General features: G+C 56.1%; 9 protein-coding genes. 4 read left to right on the forward strand and 5 right to left on the reverse strand.

The genetic code is table 11. From position 1 onward, the window contains the following. Positions 1–559: 559 nt before the first annotated feature. From secA to prfB, 3 genes are all read right to left on the reverse strand, one after another. Positions 560–3,376: a preprotein translocase subunit SecA gene (gene secA, locus DW806_RS00120; RefSeq protein ID WP_118728728.1), complete on the reverse strand. Its 2,817-nt coding sequence runs from the start codon at positions 3,374–3,376 to the stop codon at positions 560–562. Positions 3,377–3,496: 120 nt separating this feature from the next. Further along, entirely contained in the window at positions 3,497–3,832 is a 336-nt protein-coding gene (locus DW806_RS00125) for a hypothetical protein (protein WP_116704759.1), read from the reverse strand. A 1,084-nt stretch (positions 3,833–4,916) separates the two neighbouring features. Then, positions 4,917–6,056 (reverse strand): peptide chain release factor 2, encoded by a 1,140-nt coding sequence (gene prfB / locus DW806_RS00130; RefSeq protein ID WP_117491877.1) that lies wholly within the window; start codon positions 6,054–6,056, stop codon positions 4,917–4,919. Between the two features lie 583 nt (positions 6,057–6,639). Here prfB and DW806_RS00135 point away from each other — a divergent pair. Next, a complete protein-coding gene (locus tag DW806_RS00135) occupies positions 6,640–7,590 on the forward strand; it encodes a calcium/sodium antiporter (protein ID WP_119214615.1) in 951 nt (316 codons plus the stop codon). Positions 7,591–7,885: 295 nt separating this feature from the next. Here DW806_RS00135 and DW806_RS00140 read toward each other — a convergent pair whose 3' ends face one another. After that, positions 7,886–8,101 carry a hypothetical protein gene (locus DW806_RS00140; protein WP_147358057.1) on the reverse strand — a complete coding sequence of 72 codons (216 nt, stop codon included), beginning with the start codon at positions 8,099–8,101 and terminating at the stop codon, positions 7,886–7,888. 186 nt (positions 8,102–8,287) lie between these two features. Between DW806_RS00140 and DW806_RS00145 the strand changes: the two genes are divergently transcribed. From DW806_RS00145 to DW806_RS00155, 3 genes are read left to right on the forward strand one after another with little or no spacing between them, the layout of a single operon-like run. Beyond that, positions 8,288–9,685 carry a Wadjet anti-phage system protein JetA family protein gene (locus tag DW806_RS00145; RefSeq protein ID WP_118728730.1) on the forward strand — a complete coding sequence of 466 codons (1,398 nt, stop codon included), beginning with the start codon at positions 8,288–8,290 and terminating at the stop codon, positions 9,683–9,685. Next, on the forward strand, positions 9,682–10,314 hold the full coding sequence (locus DW806_RS00150) for a DUF4194 domain-containing protein (RefSeq protein ID WP_118728731.1): 633 nt from the start codon (positions 9,682–9,684) through the stop codon (positions 10,312–10,314). Before DW806_RS00145 ends, DW806_RS00150 begins: the two co-directional genes overlap by 4 nt. After that, positions 10,283–13,630: an ATP-binding protein gene (locus DW806_RS00155; protein WP_118728732.1), complete on the forward strand. Its 3,348-nt coding sequence runs from the start codon at positions 10,283–10,285 to the stop codon at positions 13,628–13,630. The genes DW806_RS00150 and DW806_RS00155 overlap by 32 nt, the downstream gene beginning before the upstream one ends. A gap of 94 nt (positions 13,631–13,724) precedes the next feature. Here the strand turns inward: DW806_RS00155 and DW806_RS00160 are convergent, their stop codons facing one another. Beyond that, complete coding sequence (locus DW806_RS00160; protein ID WP_118728733.1) at positions 13,725–14,633, reverse strand: asparaginase; 909 nt, start codon at positions 14,631–14,633, stop codon at positions 13,725–13,727. Between the last annotated feature and the right edge of the window lie 31 nt (positions 14,634–14,664).

The raw sequence follows: 14,664 nt of genomic DNA on the forward strand, positions 1-14,664 counted from the left end.
GTATTCAGAATAGAAAAATGAAAAAGCAAGAGACGAAAATGAACTGCCCCAAAAAAGTTAGACAATCTTTCAAAGTAAAAATTATTCAAGCTGCCGAAAGGGCTTGTTGTCTGTGAACCGCAGGCGGCAAGCCCTTCGATTTTGCCTTTTTGAGCAGTCCGAAAAAATTCTCAATCACAGCGTTGTCTAAACAGTTGCCCTTCCGGCTCATGCTCTGCCGGATGCCTTTCTCTCAGAGCATCCGTTGATACTGCTATGTTGGTACTGCCAGCATTGATCTGAGTGCAGGATTAGATTTGTGTTGTCCGGGATTTTGGCAAGCGCCTTGTCCAGCATCGTGGTCACCATGCTTAGTACAGGTCGATCCGAAATCGTATAGCTGACCAGATTACTGTAGCTCAATTTCTCATTGAGCATCGTTTCGACCACCAGTTTCTTGAATTCTGGTGTGTATCGTTTGTTCGGTACTCCTTTTGACATTAAAATCACCCCATCTGTTAGATAGTATATCACACTGTCTAACAAATGGGGTGCTGTTCAAAATTGCGTCCTTTTTGTTTTATTTATACGGGTCGTCCGGCTTGAGGTAGCAGCATTTCTTATACTTCTTGCCGCTGCCGCACGGGCACGGATCATTCGGGCCCGGCTTCTTGCCGGCACGCTTGGGCTCTGCCTTGACGGAGCCGTCGGTTGCGCCTGCTGCGCCGGTCTCCTTGGCTACCTGCTCACGCTTGGGTTCCTCACGGGTGCGAACCTGTGCAAGGAAAATCATGCGGACGGTATCCTCACGGATGGAATCGATCATCGCGTCGAACATATCAAAGCCCTCGCGCTTATACTCGACCACCGGATCGTACTGACCGTATGCACGCAGGCCGATGCCGTTGCGCAGCTCGGTCATAGCGTCGATGTGGTCCATCCACTTGCTGTCTACGTTCTTGAGCAGTACAACGCGCTCCAGCTCACGCATGATGGGCGAGCCAAGGGCCTGCTCCTTAGCGTCATAAACCTTGTGCGCCTGATCTGCCAGAATGTTGGTCAGCTGGTCAGCGGTCAGATCGTCGCACTCCTCGGGCGTGAAGGTGCAGTCCTCCGGACGCAGGAATACGCCGATGAACGGACGGCGCGCCTGTTCAACCATCTCGGTCGAAATCAGGTTATGCTCGCCGATGGCGGCATGAACCGCATGGGCGATGGTCTCGTCGATCATCTTGACGATGTTGTCCTTAACGTCCTTGCCCTCAAGCACCTGCAGACGCTGTGCGTAGATGGTCTGACGCTGGGTGTTCAGCACATCGTCATACTCAAGGACGTGCTTACGAACGCCGAAGTTGCGGGATTCGATCTTCTTCTGGGCATTTTCGATCGCGCCGGACAGAATCTTCTGGTCGATCGGCTCATCATCGGCAATGCCGAGGGTGTCCATCATGTTCTGGATACGCTCGGAGCCGAACAGACGCATGAGGTCATCCTCCAGCGAAATGTAGAAGCTGGATTCGCCGGGGTCGCCCTGACGACCGGCACGACCGCGCAGCTGGTTGTCGATTCGGCGGGACTCGTGACGCTCGGTGCCGAGGATATACAGACCGCCTGCCGCACGAACCTTTTCGGCTGCCGCGTCGGTCTCGGTCTTGAACTTGCTGTACAGTTCCTCAAACTTGGCACGGATAGCCAGAACCTCCTGATCGTCGGTGTCGGCATGGCCGTTTGCCTCGTAGATCATGTGATCGATGTAGTCGTGCGCAACGCGCTCGTCCATCTCGCCCTTCTGCACACGGTCCTCGACCTCGTGACGGAGATACTTCTTAATTTCATCCAGCGCCATGGTCTCGGCGTTGCCGCCGAGCATGATATCGGTACCTCGGCCTGCCATGTTGGTTGCAATGGTAACTGCGCCCGGCTTGCCGGCCTGTGCAACGATCTCTGCCTCGCGCTCGTGATACTTTGCGTTCAGGACGGTGTGCTTGATGCCCTTGGCCTTCAGGATCTTGCTCAGTTCCTCGGACTTTTCGATGGAAACCGTGCCGACCAGAATCGGCTGACCCTTTGCGTGGCACTGCTCAATGCGGGCAATGGTCGCCATGATCTTGCCGCGTTCGTTCTTGTAAACCGCATCCGGATTGTCCTTACGGGCTACCGGCTTGTTGGTCGGGATCTCGATAACGTCCAGCTGATAGGTGTGGCGGAATTCCTCTTCCTCGGTCAGCGCGGTACCGGTCATGCCGGACAGCTTGCCGTACAGACGGAAGTAGTTCTGGAAGGTGATGGTTGCCAGCGTCTTGCTCTCGTGCTCGACCTTTACGCCTTCCTTGGCCTCGATCGCCTGATGCAGACCCTCGTTGTAGCGGCGGCCGAACATCAGACGGCCGGTAAACTCATCAACAATGATGACCTGACCGTCACGGACAACGTAATCTACATCGCGCTGCATAACGCCGCGTGCCTTGATGGCCTGGTTAATGTGGTGCTGCAGCGTGGTATTCGCGGGATCGGACAGATTTTCTACCTTAAAGTAAGCCTCGGCGCGCTTCTGACCGTGGGGGGTCAGCGTCGCGGTCTTTGCCTTTTCATCGACGATGTAATCGGCATCGATGTCGTCCTGCTCCTCCTTGGCATCCACTTCCTTGACGCGCAGGCAGGAAAGCTGAGCGGCAAAGCGGTCAGCAATCTCGTACAGCTGAGAGGATTTCTCGCCCTGACCGGAGATGATCAGCGGGGTACGCGCCTCATCAATCAGGATGGAGTCAACCTCATCGACGATGGCGAACGCATGGTCACGCTGAACCATTGCATTTTTGTAGATCGCCATGTTGTCGCGCAGGTAGTCGAAACCGAACTCGTTGTTCGTGCCGTAGGTAATGTCAGCGGCGTACATCGCCTTGCGGGCCTGCGGCGGGACCTCGTGAATGACAAGGCCAACCTTGAGACCGAGGAAGCGGTATACCTTGCCCATCCACTCACTGTCTCGCTTGGCGAGGTAGTCGTTGACGGTGACAATGTGTACGCCCTTGCCGGTCAGTGCGTTCAGATAAGCGGGAAGGGTAGCCACAAGGGTCTTGCCTTCACCGGTCTTCATCTCAGCGATACGGCCCTGATGCAGGACGATACCGCCGATGACCTGTACACGGTAATGACGCATACCGAGTACGCGCCATGCGGCTTCACGGCAGGTGGCAAATGCCTCCGGCAAAAGCTGGTCGAGCGTTTCGCCGTTCTGGTAGCGCTGCTTGAATTCGTCTGTCTTGGCGCGCAGCTCGTCGTCGGTCAGCTTTTTGAACTGCTCTTCGAGTGCGTCCACTTTATCCGCAATGGGGTAGATCTTTTTCAGCTCGTGCGACGAGTGCGTGCCGAAAATTTTGGTCAAAAAATTAGCCATTACTTTTCTTCAGCCTTTCAAAAGGGCGCAATAGCCCCATTTGTTACATATACGATAGTATTATAGCATAAAGTGGACAGAATATAAATAAATTTTTTGTGAATAAGCAAATTGCTGATATTATAAAGCCGTTAAAGCGGCGGCTGTGGCGGCAAACACGGCGGCGGATGGGTCGTTTTCCCGTTCGGACAGGGGATGCCACAGGCGGTCTACACGCGCCATGCCGCCGGAAAGCCGGGTGTAGACTACCACCTGCTCCATGCCGAGCCGCACGCCGGTCAGCCGCAGGTGCATCATGCAGCGGTTCTCGCTCAGATAGATGGGCTGGGTGCGGTGCAGTGCAACGTAGCCGCGCACGTTGGCCCAGCGGTAGATTTCGCTTTCAGCGAGGTCGTGGATGCTGCCGTGCTCACCGAGATGGACGGCGGTGCTGCTCAGCACCAGACTGCGGTCCACCGAGGTGACTTCATCGTGACCGGTCAGCGGCCGTTCGTCTGCACCGAGCGTGCACAGCGCGATATTGTTGCGTAACGGGTAAAATCGCAGCGGAAGCGCGTTTGTTTTAGCCGCTGCGGTGAAAACTGCTGTCTGCGTAAAAACTCCTCCGTTGCGGCGTGATTTTGCACGGATTTATCCACAGACTTGTGGATAATCGAATGGTTCCATGCCGGTGCCGCGGAGTGTTATTGTATCACGCGGAATGCGCGGGATTTGTCAAAATGGAAATTTCAGCAAGCGGGATTTTCCGGGTGGAACCTTTTCAGCACCGGCTGGGCGGGGAGCACGAACTGCGTGAGCGTGTTCGTTCCTAACGGGCGGGGAGTTTTTTGCTTATATCAAGCGGGGGAGTTGCGCTCTGCGGAGCGCGGGAACGTGCGCTGACGCCGCGCGGGCGCACAAGAGGGATGGACACCAAGGTTTCCACCCCTCTTGTGAATCTCCCCGTTTCCTCTTAGCGTCTGCCTGCCAGAGAGCTGAGACTATGGGGGAACGGCAGAGGATTTTTTCTACCGTAGGGGAGCACAGTGTGCTCCCATGTCTCGACCTATTCGCAGTGTCAGATAGCGTACTGCTACGCATACGGTTTCATCTACGCAGGCGCGACATAACCGTGTCGCGCAATTTTTGGGCACGTTATACCGGAAGGCACCTGCGAATCTGTCTGTTTGGCACAATTTATCTTCGCAGGTGCTGTCTGTAATTTCCAAGCTAACGAATTGCGCGACACTGTCATCCCCCAGGGGACCCTCTCTTGCCCTTCGGGCAATTCACCTTGTGTCGCGCCTGCGCAGAGTAGCCGATATGTGTAGCAGTAGGGTAACCGAACTGCGAATAGGTAAAAGAAAAGGACGGACCCGAAATAGGTCCGTCCTTATGAGAGGAAAAATCCTCTGTCGTTCCTCTTTTTCGAAGCGGTCGCCGGTTTCTGATCTGCGCCAGACTAAGAAACAAAGGAAACGGGATTCACAAGGGTGGAAACCTTGGTGTCCATCCTTGTGCCCACCGCCGTGGGTACGGCGGTAACGCGAAGGGCGGCAAATTACATGCTGCCGCCCTTGCTGCCTTCCCACACGCCGGTAGCGAGTGCAGACAGGTATGCGTTGATAAAACCGTCAATATCGCCATCCATTACAGCGTTGATATTGGCATTTTCAAAGCCGGTACGCGTATCCTTGGCGAGCGTATACGGCATGAAAACGTAGGAGCGAATCTGGCTGCCCCATTCAATCTTCTGCTGAACGCCCTTGATGTCCGAGATTTTCTCAAGATGCTCGCGCTCCTTGATCTCAACCAGCTTGGAACGCAGCATGCGCAGGCAGTTTTCCTTGTTCTGCAGCTGGCTTCGCTCGGTCTGGCAGGCTACAACAATGCCGGTCGCCTTGTGAATCAGTCGAACCGCAGACGAAGTCTTATTGATGTGCTGACCGCCTGCACCGGACGAACGGTAAACCTGCATTTCGTAATCATCCGGCTTGATCTCAAAGTCCGTGGAGGTATCCGGAATATCCGGAACGACCTCTACCGCCGAGAACGAGGTCTGACGGCGGCCGGATGCATCAAACGGAGAGATACGGACCAGACGGTGTACGCCGTTTTCACCCTTGAGGAAGCCGTAGGCGTTTTCGCCCTCAATGAGAATATCGGCGGACTTGATACCCGCGGTATCGCCATCCTGGTAGTCCATGATCTTATAGGTAAAGCCGTGACGCTCTGCCCAGCGGGTGTACATGCGGTACAGCATCGCGCACCAGTCCTGTGCCTCAGTGCCGCCGGCACCGGCGTGGAAGGATACGAGTGCGTTGTGGCTGTCGTACTCGCCGGTCAGCAGCGTGCGCAGCTTCTGCTCGGCAATGCCGTCTTCCAGCTCCTTGTAGCCGCTTTCCAGCTCCTCAAGCATGGATTCGTCGTTTTCTTCGATCGCCATTTCGCAGATGGTGAGCAGGTCATCGCACAGCTCGGTCATCTTGTTGTACGCTTCAACCTTGCCCTTGAGCGAGCCCATGCGGGAGACGATCTTCTGGCTCTCCTCCGGATTATCCCAGAAACCCGGCTGAGAGGACTTGATCTCCAGCTCCTCTACCTCACGCTTCGCCTGCTCCAGACCGAGCGAGGTGTACAGCTCCTCAAGCTCGGGCTTGAGGTTGTTCAGCTTGACCTTGTATTCCTCAAATTCCAGCATGAAAATGCTCCTTCACTTTCAGATTGTTCAAAATTTCAGTACCTTATAGTATATAGGTTCACGAGGGACTTGTAAAGATTTTTTCGTGAATTATAGCAGTTTAGATAAATAATGCGGCAAAAGTAGCGTATAAAGCGCGCAAAGAGCAAGGAAATTTTATGAAGCCATGCTGGGCGCATGGCGAATGAAATTGACGATGCTATTTGCGTGCTGTATGCGCGCACTTGTTGCAGTATTTGTCTGAACTGCTATAAGGGGTTGTCCCGTAAAGATTGTGTACATTTCCACAAGTTCGGCTTGACTAATCGCTTTTTTTCCCATATGATAGTTACTGTAAAAGGGAGTAGCTCACGCAAGAGCGCGTGGTCGGTGCCGACAAGCCCGATTGACGAAAAGTCAATCCGTACCGAGCCGTAAGCAGCAAGACTTTTACCGCAGTATGCGGTAAAAGTCTTTTTTTGTGCGCTGCAGCCGGAAATCGAGCGAAAACTCCCTCGTAAGCATGTACACTGTTGGGGACAAGGGCATTGCCGTGAAGGTGCGGTGCTGCCCGGGATTTTCCGGAAACGAAGGAGGAAACTGTATGCTGTCATTTGTATTTCTGGTGATCGGCTTTGCACTTATGATCTGGGGTGCGGATAAGTTTGTTGCGGGTGCATCCGCACTGGCGCGCAAGCTGGGCGTATCACCGCTGCTGATCGGTCTGACCATCGTTGCGTTCGGCACGTCCATGCCGGAGCTGGCGGTCAGTGTCACCGCAGCCCTGCGCGGTGCAAACGAGATTGCGGTCGGCAATGTTGTCGGCTCGAACATTTTTAATCTGCTGGTGGTGGCCGGTCTGTCCGCCGCTGTCTGTCCGCTTGTGATGGATAAAACGCTGCTCCGCCGTGACTGGCCGCTGTCCATTCTCGCATCTGTGCTGCTGTTGGGCGCCATCGCACCCGACCTGACCATCGCCCGTTGGGAAGGCGTTGTACTGCTGATTATATTCGCATTCATTCTGACGCACCAGATCCGCACCGCACTGCAGAACCGCGAGCAGCTTGCTGCCGCAGCAGCAGAAGCTGAGGCCGAGGCAGCGGAAGCACCCATGTCCACTGCGATGATCTGGGTGAATATCCTGCTCGGTCTGGCGTGCATCGTGATCGGCGGTCAGCTGGCCGTAAACGGCGCGACCGGCATTGCGCGTATGTTCGGCCTGAGTGAAACGCTCATCGGTCTGACCATTGTGGCCATGGGCACCAGCCTGCCTGAGCTGGTCACTTCTATCGTGGCTGCACGCAAGGGACAGAACGACATTGCAATGGGCAATGTTATCGGCTCGAACCTGTTTAATGTTTTCCTGATTCTCGGCGTTTCGTCGGTTATCACGCCGATTCCGGTGCAGGCGACCTCTATCGTTGACTGCCTGTTCCTGATTGCCATCAGCGCGGTATTTTATCTGCCGGCGCGCAAGGGCAAGCTCGGACGTGTACCGGGTATCGCCATGGTGGCAATGTATGCTGTCTATACGGTGTATCTTATTATGCGATAAGGTATCGCGGTCTCTTGCCTGCCCGGCAGGGCACAAGGGTGGACACCAAGGTTTCCGCCCTTGTGAATCCCGGTTCCTTTATTTCTTAGTCCGCAGGTCAGAGACCGGCGACCGCTTCCATATAGGGAACGGCAGAGGAAAATTTACCATGACTTTCGGAGAAAAGAACGTAGACAAGCTGATTCGCAGTGCTGCCGTTGAGAAGAAGGGTGCGTCTCAGACTTGGCGCGTTGCCCCGAAAGGTGAACGGATGGATATCCGCGTGTTCAGCACCAAACCCGCGATAAAATCTCTCTTAGACATAGAAAAACACCCGATAGGATATTCCTGTCGGGTGTTGCCTTAATTGTAACGCAAAATCGTCATTCCGGCGGGCAAGGTGAGTGAGAACCATGCCTGCGCTCAGCACATTGGAGATAACGGTCGCAATCGGCACACCGGCCACACCAAGCTGCAGCGCGAATAAAATCAGCTTGTCCGCCAGACCGCCCTTGTGTTTGGTCTGTGCCATGAAACGATGATTCTCCTTGCATGAGAGCTGCGGCATTATCTTATCATGCGGCGGACAGCGGCGCAATACGCGGGAAACGGATTTCATCATTGTAATTTTTCCTCGAAAATTGTATAATATTTTTGTATAGAAAAGCAATTTGCGTGCCGAATCTATCGTTTTGCGCCGCAGAGGAGGATAGAGGACATGAAATTTTTTGAAGCCGTGCCGGACGAGCTGTTTTCACCGCTGGCGTCACCGAACCGTGTGCTGTACGCGGATGCGCTCGATGTACTGTACACGGCGTACCGCGAAAAGCTGAAGCTGCCCGAGGACATGCTGTATTCCATGCTGCGGAGCCGTCTCGAGCAGCAGCTGGCCGAGGCTACCTTCGAGGGCGAGGACATCGACGAGGATGAGCTGCGCGATATTTCCGGCCGTGCCCGTTTCCTCATCCGCAAGCTGGGCAGCAAGGGCTGGTTTGAAAAGGAGCGCGGCACAGATTTTCGGGAATACATTACGGTTCCGGGCTGCAGCAGCCGTCTGCTCGAGCTGTTCCACGCGCTGCGCGAGGACACGCCTGCACGCGGCTATTCGTATGTGTTCGGCACCTATTCCACGCTCAAGGTCGCGCATGAGTCGGACAGCGTGTATGACAAAATGGCTGCTGTCTACGGCGCATATGACAACACGCGCGCGCTCATCAACCTGCTGCAGATGGTGTATCATAACGTCAAGCATTATTTCCAGATGCAGATCGACATGCACAATGTCGGGGAAGTGCTCGCATCGCACTTTGATGATTTCGGGCAGAAGGTGATGGAGGCGTACATCCGTCCGCTCAAGATCAAGGATTCCGTGCCGAAATACCGCATTTCCATCCAGAATGTATTAAACGACTGGGCGGAGAACGATGAACTGCTCATCGCCATGGCGAATGCCGCTTTGGCTGACCGCCGAGGTGACACGCCGGAGAACTGCCGCGCCGATCTTCTTCGCAAAATTTACTGGATACAGGAATGCTACGACAATCTCGAACGCGATTATCTGGATGAGATCGATGCACAGGTGCGCCGCTACACGCGTGCGGCTACGCAGAAGATCGAAAACCTGACCAACCGAGATCAGAATATCCGCGGCAACCTGCACACGGTGCTGAACGCGCTGTCGCGCAACCGGCGAGCCGCCGATCTGGTGGACACGATTCAGCCGGTATTCCGGCTGTACGAGCAGACTTGCCTGTCCGAGAGCAGCCTGTGGTACCGCAAGCGTCCGGGCAAGCGGACAAAAGCCGCGCCTGTGCTCGTGCAGGAAATCGAAGCGGATACGGCAGCCGCCGCAAAGGCGGCTGCACTTTTGCGCTCGGAGTATGGCCGCGGCGCCATCGCGGCGTATGTGCAGGGCTGGCTCGGTGAAAGCGATGTGTGCCGCTCGGAGGATATTCCGCTCAAGAATGATAAGGACTATGTGATGAGCCTGCTGGCGGTGCTGACCGGCGGCGACCGCTCGGCGGATTTCACGGTGCAGGAGCTGGACGGCGAACGCCGGGAAAACGGCTATGCTATTCCGAAGCTGCAGATCAGCCGGAAGGAGAACAACGAATGAATTTGGAATTTCTGAATACCGCTACCGCAAAGGAGCTGGAGCAGTTCAAAGCGGTGTGCAATCAGCTGCTCAGCCGCACCTATGTGGTGCGCACGCTGTACCGTCCGGGCAGGGGACGGGTGAGCAACCCGGACTACACCTTTTTGTCCATTCATTATGAGTCCGTGCGCGAGTATCTCAGCCTGCTTGACTGGGATTTGCGGCGCGACGACATAAACGGCTACTTTTATGTGCTGAACACAGATGAAGCCAACCGGTGCATCCTGTCCAAGCGCGAGACCGCGATTCTGCTCGCCCTGCGCATGCTGTACGACGAAAGCCAGGAGCGACTGGGACTCGAGCAGGATGCGCTCTGCAGCGTGCGAGAGGTGCTCGAAAAGATCGTGACCGACTACGCCATCCTGCCGGCCAAGCCGAATATGGAGGAGGTCAAGCGGGCGCTGACCGTGTTTGAAAACCACTCGATCCTGCAGCGCATCGAGGGAAAATTTAATCAGGCTGACTGCAGATTTGCCATCCTGCCGACCATTCAGACTGCCGTTTCGAGCGAACGATTGAATGAGGTCGCAGCCGTGCTGCGAAAGGAGGAGAACGCCGATGAAGAAACTGAAGAAGATTCTGCTGATTAACTGGCTGTATTTCAGCAAGGAGATCATCGAGGTCGGCGACGTGAACTTTCTGACCGGTAAAAACGGCGCAGGCAAGTCCACGGTGATTGACGCGCTGCAGATCGTTCTCCTGGGTGAGACCAATGCGCGCAACTTCAATCTGGCGGCGAATGAGCGCTCACAGCGCACGCTGGACGGCTATCTGCGTGCCGACATGGACGAGAATAACCCGTATTCCCGCCGAGGCAAGGACTTTTCGACCTATATTGTCTGTGAATTTGAGGACGATGTGGAGCACAATAGTTTCGTGTGCGGCGTGATGTTCGATTGCCGCAGTGACGGCAGCAAGCACGATCATTTCTTTATCTATGTCGGAAAACTGCCGGAAAACTGCTTTGTCGAGGACGGCGAGGCGATGGATATTCACGATCTGCGCAAATTCCTCAAGCAGAATTTCTCTCGCGCCGAGGTGTACGATACCCAGTGGGAGTACCGCCGCAATATGCTCTCGCGGTGGAACGTGCACAATGAGCAGGTGCTCCGCATGATGAAAAAGGCGGTGTCGTTCCGCCCAATCGTGGATATTCAGCAGTTTATCACCGAAAATATCTGCGATATTCCGGATAAGCCGGATATCGAAGCCATGCAGCAGAACATCCGCAACTACAAGCGGCACGAGCAGCTGGCGCAGCAGCAGGAGGAAAAGCTGACCGCGCTGCAGGAGATCAGCACTCTGTACCGCGAAATGACGCGCTCGGTGGACCGCTGGCGCGTGCAGTCCTTCCTTGTGCAGTGGGCGCAGAAGGAGGACATGCAGGCGCGGATCGACAGCCGCGAGCAGGAAAAGCGAAACTGTCTGTCCGAGCTGACCGCGGCGGACACCGCGATTGAGGATTTGGCCGGGCAGGTGCAGGCGAAGGAGGAACGCCGCCGTCAGCTGGATCGCGATTATGCACAGAGCGACACCTATCAGGAGCGCGAGCGGCTGGGCAACCAGAAGCAGTCGCTGCTGACCGAGCAGAGTAAGCTGGTGCAGGAGATGGAGCGCGACGCACTTGAGATCAAGCGGGAGGCGCTGCGGCTGACGCACCTGTGCGAGACCGCGCTTGCATGGGACGCCGAGGAGGTGCTTGTTCCGGTGCAGCAGGCGGCAGAGCAGGTGAAGCGTACCTACGCACGGCTGTCGAGCGGCGAATGCGCAATCTTCTCGCAGGAGCAGACCGTATTCGAGGACGCCCGGCAGGCGGCAGCGGCCCTGTCGGACGCGCTGGCGAAGGCGGCACATCAGCTTGGCGATAAGGTTGCAGAGCTGCAGCAGCAGCTGACCGAAAAGCAGACTGCGCTTGCCAATCTGCGCAGGAATATCAAGGATTATCCGCGTGGACTGCTGCTGTTCCGTGCCAAGCTGGCGGAGGAACTGGAGCAGCAGGCGGGAACGCTGGTTGCGGTAGATATTCTCGCGGATGTGCTGGAAATTGAAGATGAGCGCTGGCGCGGTGCTGTGGAAGGCTATCTCAACAACCAGAAGTTTTATTTTCTGGTTGAACCGGCATATTACGAGCAGGCTTTGCGTATTTACAACAAACTTAAGTGGGAAAAGAGCCTGAACGCCTACGGTCTGGTCGATATCGGCACACTGCGCGAGCGTGAGCATATTGACCCGCAGAGCGGCAGTCTTGCGGAAAAGGTGGAGACTGGGAACGCACTTGCGCGAACCTACATGGATTATCTGCTCGGACGCGTGATGTGCTGTGACACGGTTGAGCAGCTGCGCGGGCATCGAACCGCTATCACAGATGAGGGCATGCTGTATCAGGGCTATGTGGCGCGTGCGCTCCGCAGAGACCGTATGGAGGATGCGTTCATCGGCCGTCATGCGTTCACGCTGCGTATCTCTCGTCTGGAAGAGGAAGCTGCCGGTCTGCAGGAGAATATTTCGCACAGGAAACCCATTTGGCAGGCAGTTTCTCAGCAGAAAACGCCCATGCTGACGCCATATTATGTGCGAAATATCGTACCGCAGCGGCAGGCGGATTTTCTGTACCGCGCGGAACTGGAGGAGGAGATCAACGCGATCGACGAGCAGGTTTCCCATCTCGACCTGCTGTGGCTGGATCAGCAGAAGCAGCTGATCGCCGAGATCAGCGACGAGATTGCGGCGCTGAGTCGTCAGCGTGAGGTGCAGATCGCACACAAGGCCAAGCTGGAGGAGCGTATTCGTCAGCTGGACGAGGAAATCCTGCCCGAGCAGTACCGCAGCCGCACCGAAATGGAGCGCACGCTGGCGGAAACCTTCTCGGAGACCTACCGCGACGATATCGGTCTGCCGCGCTACCGGCAGGAGCTGGAGCGTCTGCACCGGCCGGATATCGTGTACCGCAATTTCAGCAGCCACCATGCACAGGTTGTCAACGAGATGGAGAACGCCCGCGCGGCACTCCTGCGGGCGCGCCGAGAATATGTCGAGCGGTTTGGGCCGTGCTCGTTCCACGTGGAGGCAGATGACAATGCGGAGTTCGATGCGGAACGCCGTGTGCTCGAGGAAAGCGAGCTGCCGCAGTACCGCACCAAAATCCGTGCCGCACGCGAGAGTGCGATGGAGCAGTTCCAGAACGACTTCCTGTCCAGACTGAAAAGCAGCATCGAGCAGGTGCAGGATCAGGTCAAGAACCTCAATCGGGCACTGCGGCAGGCGCAGTTCGGCACGGACAGCTACCAGTTCCGCGTGGACCGCAATCCGGATTATGCCGAATATTACGACATGATTATGGCGCCGGAGCTGATGGAAGGCGATATTACGCTGTTTTCCGCACAGTTTCAGGAGAAATACGGTCCGCTGATCGACAAGCTGTTCAGCCAGATCACCATGGCAGACGATACCCAGCTCAACGCCCGCAAGCAGAGTGAGCTGCAGGAGAACATCGAGCGGTACACCGACTTCCGCACCTATCTGAAGTTCGATCTGGAGACCACCGATCAGAACGGCTCCAAGCAGCTGCTGTCGCAGACGCTCAACACCAAGTCGGGCGGCGAGACGCAGACGCCGTTCTATATTGCGGTTCTGGCCTCGTTCGCGCAGCTGTATCGCGTGAGCGATACGTCCAGCTTCGGCAACACGGTGCGTCTGGTCGTGTTCGATGAGGCATTCAACAAGATGGACAGCGAACGCATCATCGAAAGCGTGCGTCTGCTGCGCAAAATGGGTCTGCAGGCGATCATCTGCACCCCGCCGGATAAGGTTTCGGATATCATGCCGATCGCGGATAGAACGCTGCTGGTTGATAAGCATAAGTATCGGATGCACATTCTGCCGTTCAGCAAGGAGAATGCACAGTAAAGAAAAATCCCGCTTTCTCGCGTGAGAAGGCGGGATTTTGTGTTATTTCGGACGGGTTGGCGTATTCTAAATTGTACGCTGCGGGCAGAACATCTTACAATTCACCGCACATGAGTGCGCCGAGCGCGTCCTCGAAGGTACGGCTGCCGAGAGAAATCGCACTGAGTGCTTCGGCACGGCGTCCAACCTCGTATTTGTGCAGGTGTACGCCGCCTTCCGGGCACTGCGTGGTGATATACACGCGCGTGCCGCTTTGGATCAGATCACGCACGGCGGCTTCCAAACGGGCGGGTACGCCGCCTGCACCGAAGGCTTCGAGTACGACCTTGGGGTAGCCGAGCAGCACGGAGAAGAATGACGGATCAAGATCAGGTGTCAGGCGCACGGGCAAAATGTGAGTGTCGATCTGCTCGATAAGCTGCGGCGCGCCGGAAGGTGTGGACGCGGGTTTGCTCCAGCGCACTTTGCCGCCGCAGATTTCACCGGCCGGTGCGGCATTTGCCGAGAGAAATGCGTCAATCTCGGTCGAATGCTGCTTGAAAACGTGGCTGCCGTGCAAAATCTGACCGTTCATTACGGCGTACACGCCTGCGCGTCCGTCTGCCGCAGTGCGGAACGCATCCAGCAGATTGCGCGGCGCATCCGAGTCCGGCACGCCCATTGGCAGCATGGAGCCGGTCAGCACGAGCGGCTTATCGAAATGCGGCAGCAGGTGGGTGAGCAGCGCGGCGGTGTATGCGAGCGTATCCGTGCCGTGCGTGAGTACAAAGCCGTCGAATTTCTCGCGGTTTTGCCAGACCGCCTGTGCCATGCGCTGACGGTCGGCGGCGGTCACGTCGGTCGAGTCCAGCTGCATGAGATCGAGCGTTTCGACTGTGCACAGCGCAGACAGTTCAGGCAGTGCGCCGAGCAGCGCGGTGCCGTCCAGAGCAGGGGAAAGACCGCGTTCGGTCTCGCAGCACGCAATCGTGCCGCCGGTGGCGATCATTAAAATATGAGGCATGATTTTCCTCCTGAAAGTTGTTTTTACGGAT

Source organism: Butyricicoccus sp. AM32-19 (assembly GCF_003480365.1).
GTDB classification, from domain to species: Bacteria; Bacillota; Clostridia; order Oscillospirales; family Butyricicoccaceae; genus Agathobaculum; species Agathobaculum butyriciproducens.

What these genes read in the sequence shown, in the direction of transcription:
- DW806_RS00155 (WP_118728732.1), top strand. Translation starts at nt 10,283, where the DNA reads ATGAAGAAACTGAAGAAGATTCTGCTGATTAACTGGCTGTATTTCAGC.
- DW806_RS00150 (WP_118728731.1), top strand. Translation starts at nt 9,682, where the DNA reads ATGAATTTGGAATTTCTGAATACCGCTACCGCAAAGGAGCTGGAGCAG.
- DW806_RS00135 (WP_119214615.1), top strand. Translation starts at nt 6,640, where the DNA reads ATGCTGTCATTTGTATTTCTGGTGATCGGCTTTGCACTTATGATCTGG.
- secA (WP_118728728.1), bottom strand. Translation starts at nt 3,376, where the DNA reads ATGGCTAATTTTTTGACCAAAATTTTCGGCACGCACTCGTCGCACGAG.
- DW806_RS00140 (WP_147358057.1), bottom strand. Translation starts at nt 8,101, where the DNA reads ATGGCACAGACCAAACACAAGGGCGGTCTGGCGGACAAGCTGATTTTA.
- DW806_RS00160 (WP_118728733.1), bottom strand. Translation starts at nt 14,633, where the DNA reads ATGCCTCATATTTTAATGATCGCCACCGGCGGCACGATTGCGTGCTGC.
- prfB (WP_117491877.1), bottom strand. Translation starts at nt 6,056, where the DNA reads ATGCTGGAATTTGAGGAATACAAGGTCAAGCTGAACAACCTCAAGCCC.
- DW806_RS00145 (WP_118728730.1), top strand. Translation starts at nt 8,288, where the DNA reads ATGAAATTTTTTGAAGCCGTGCCGGACGAGCTGTTTTCACCGCTGGCG.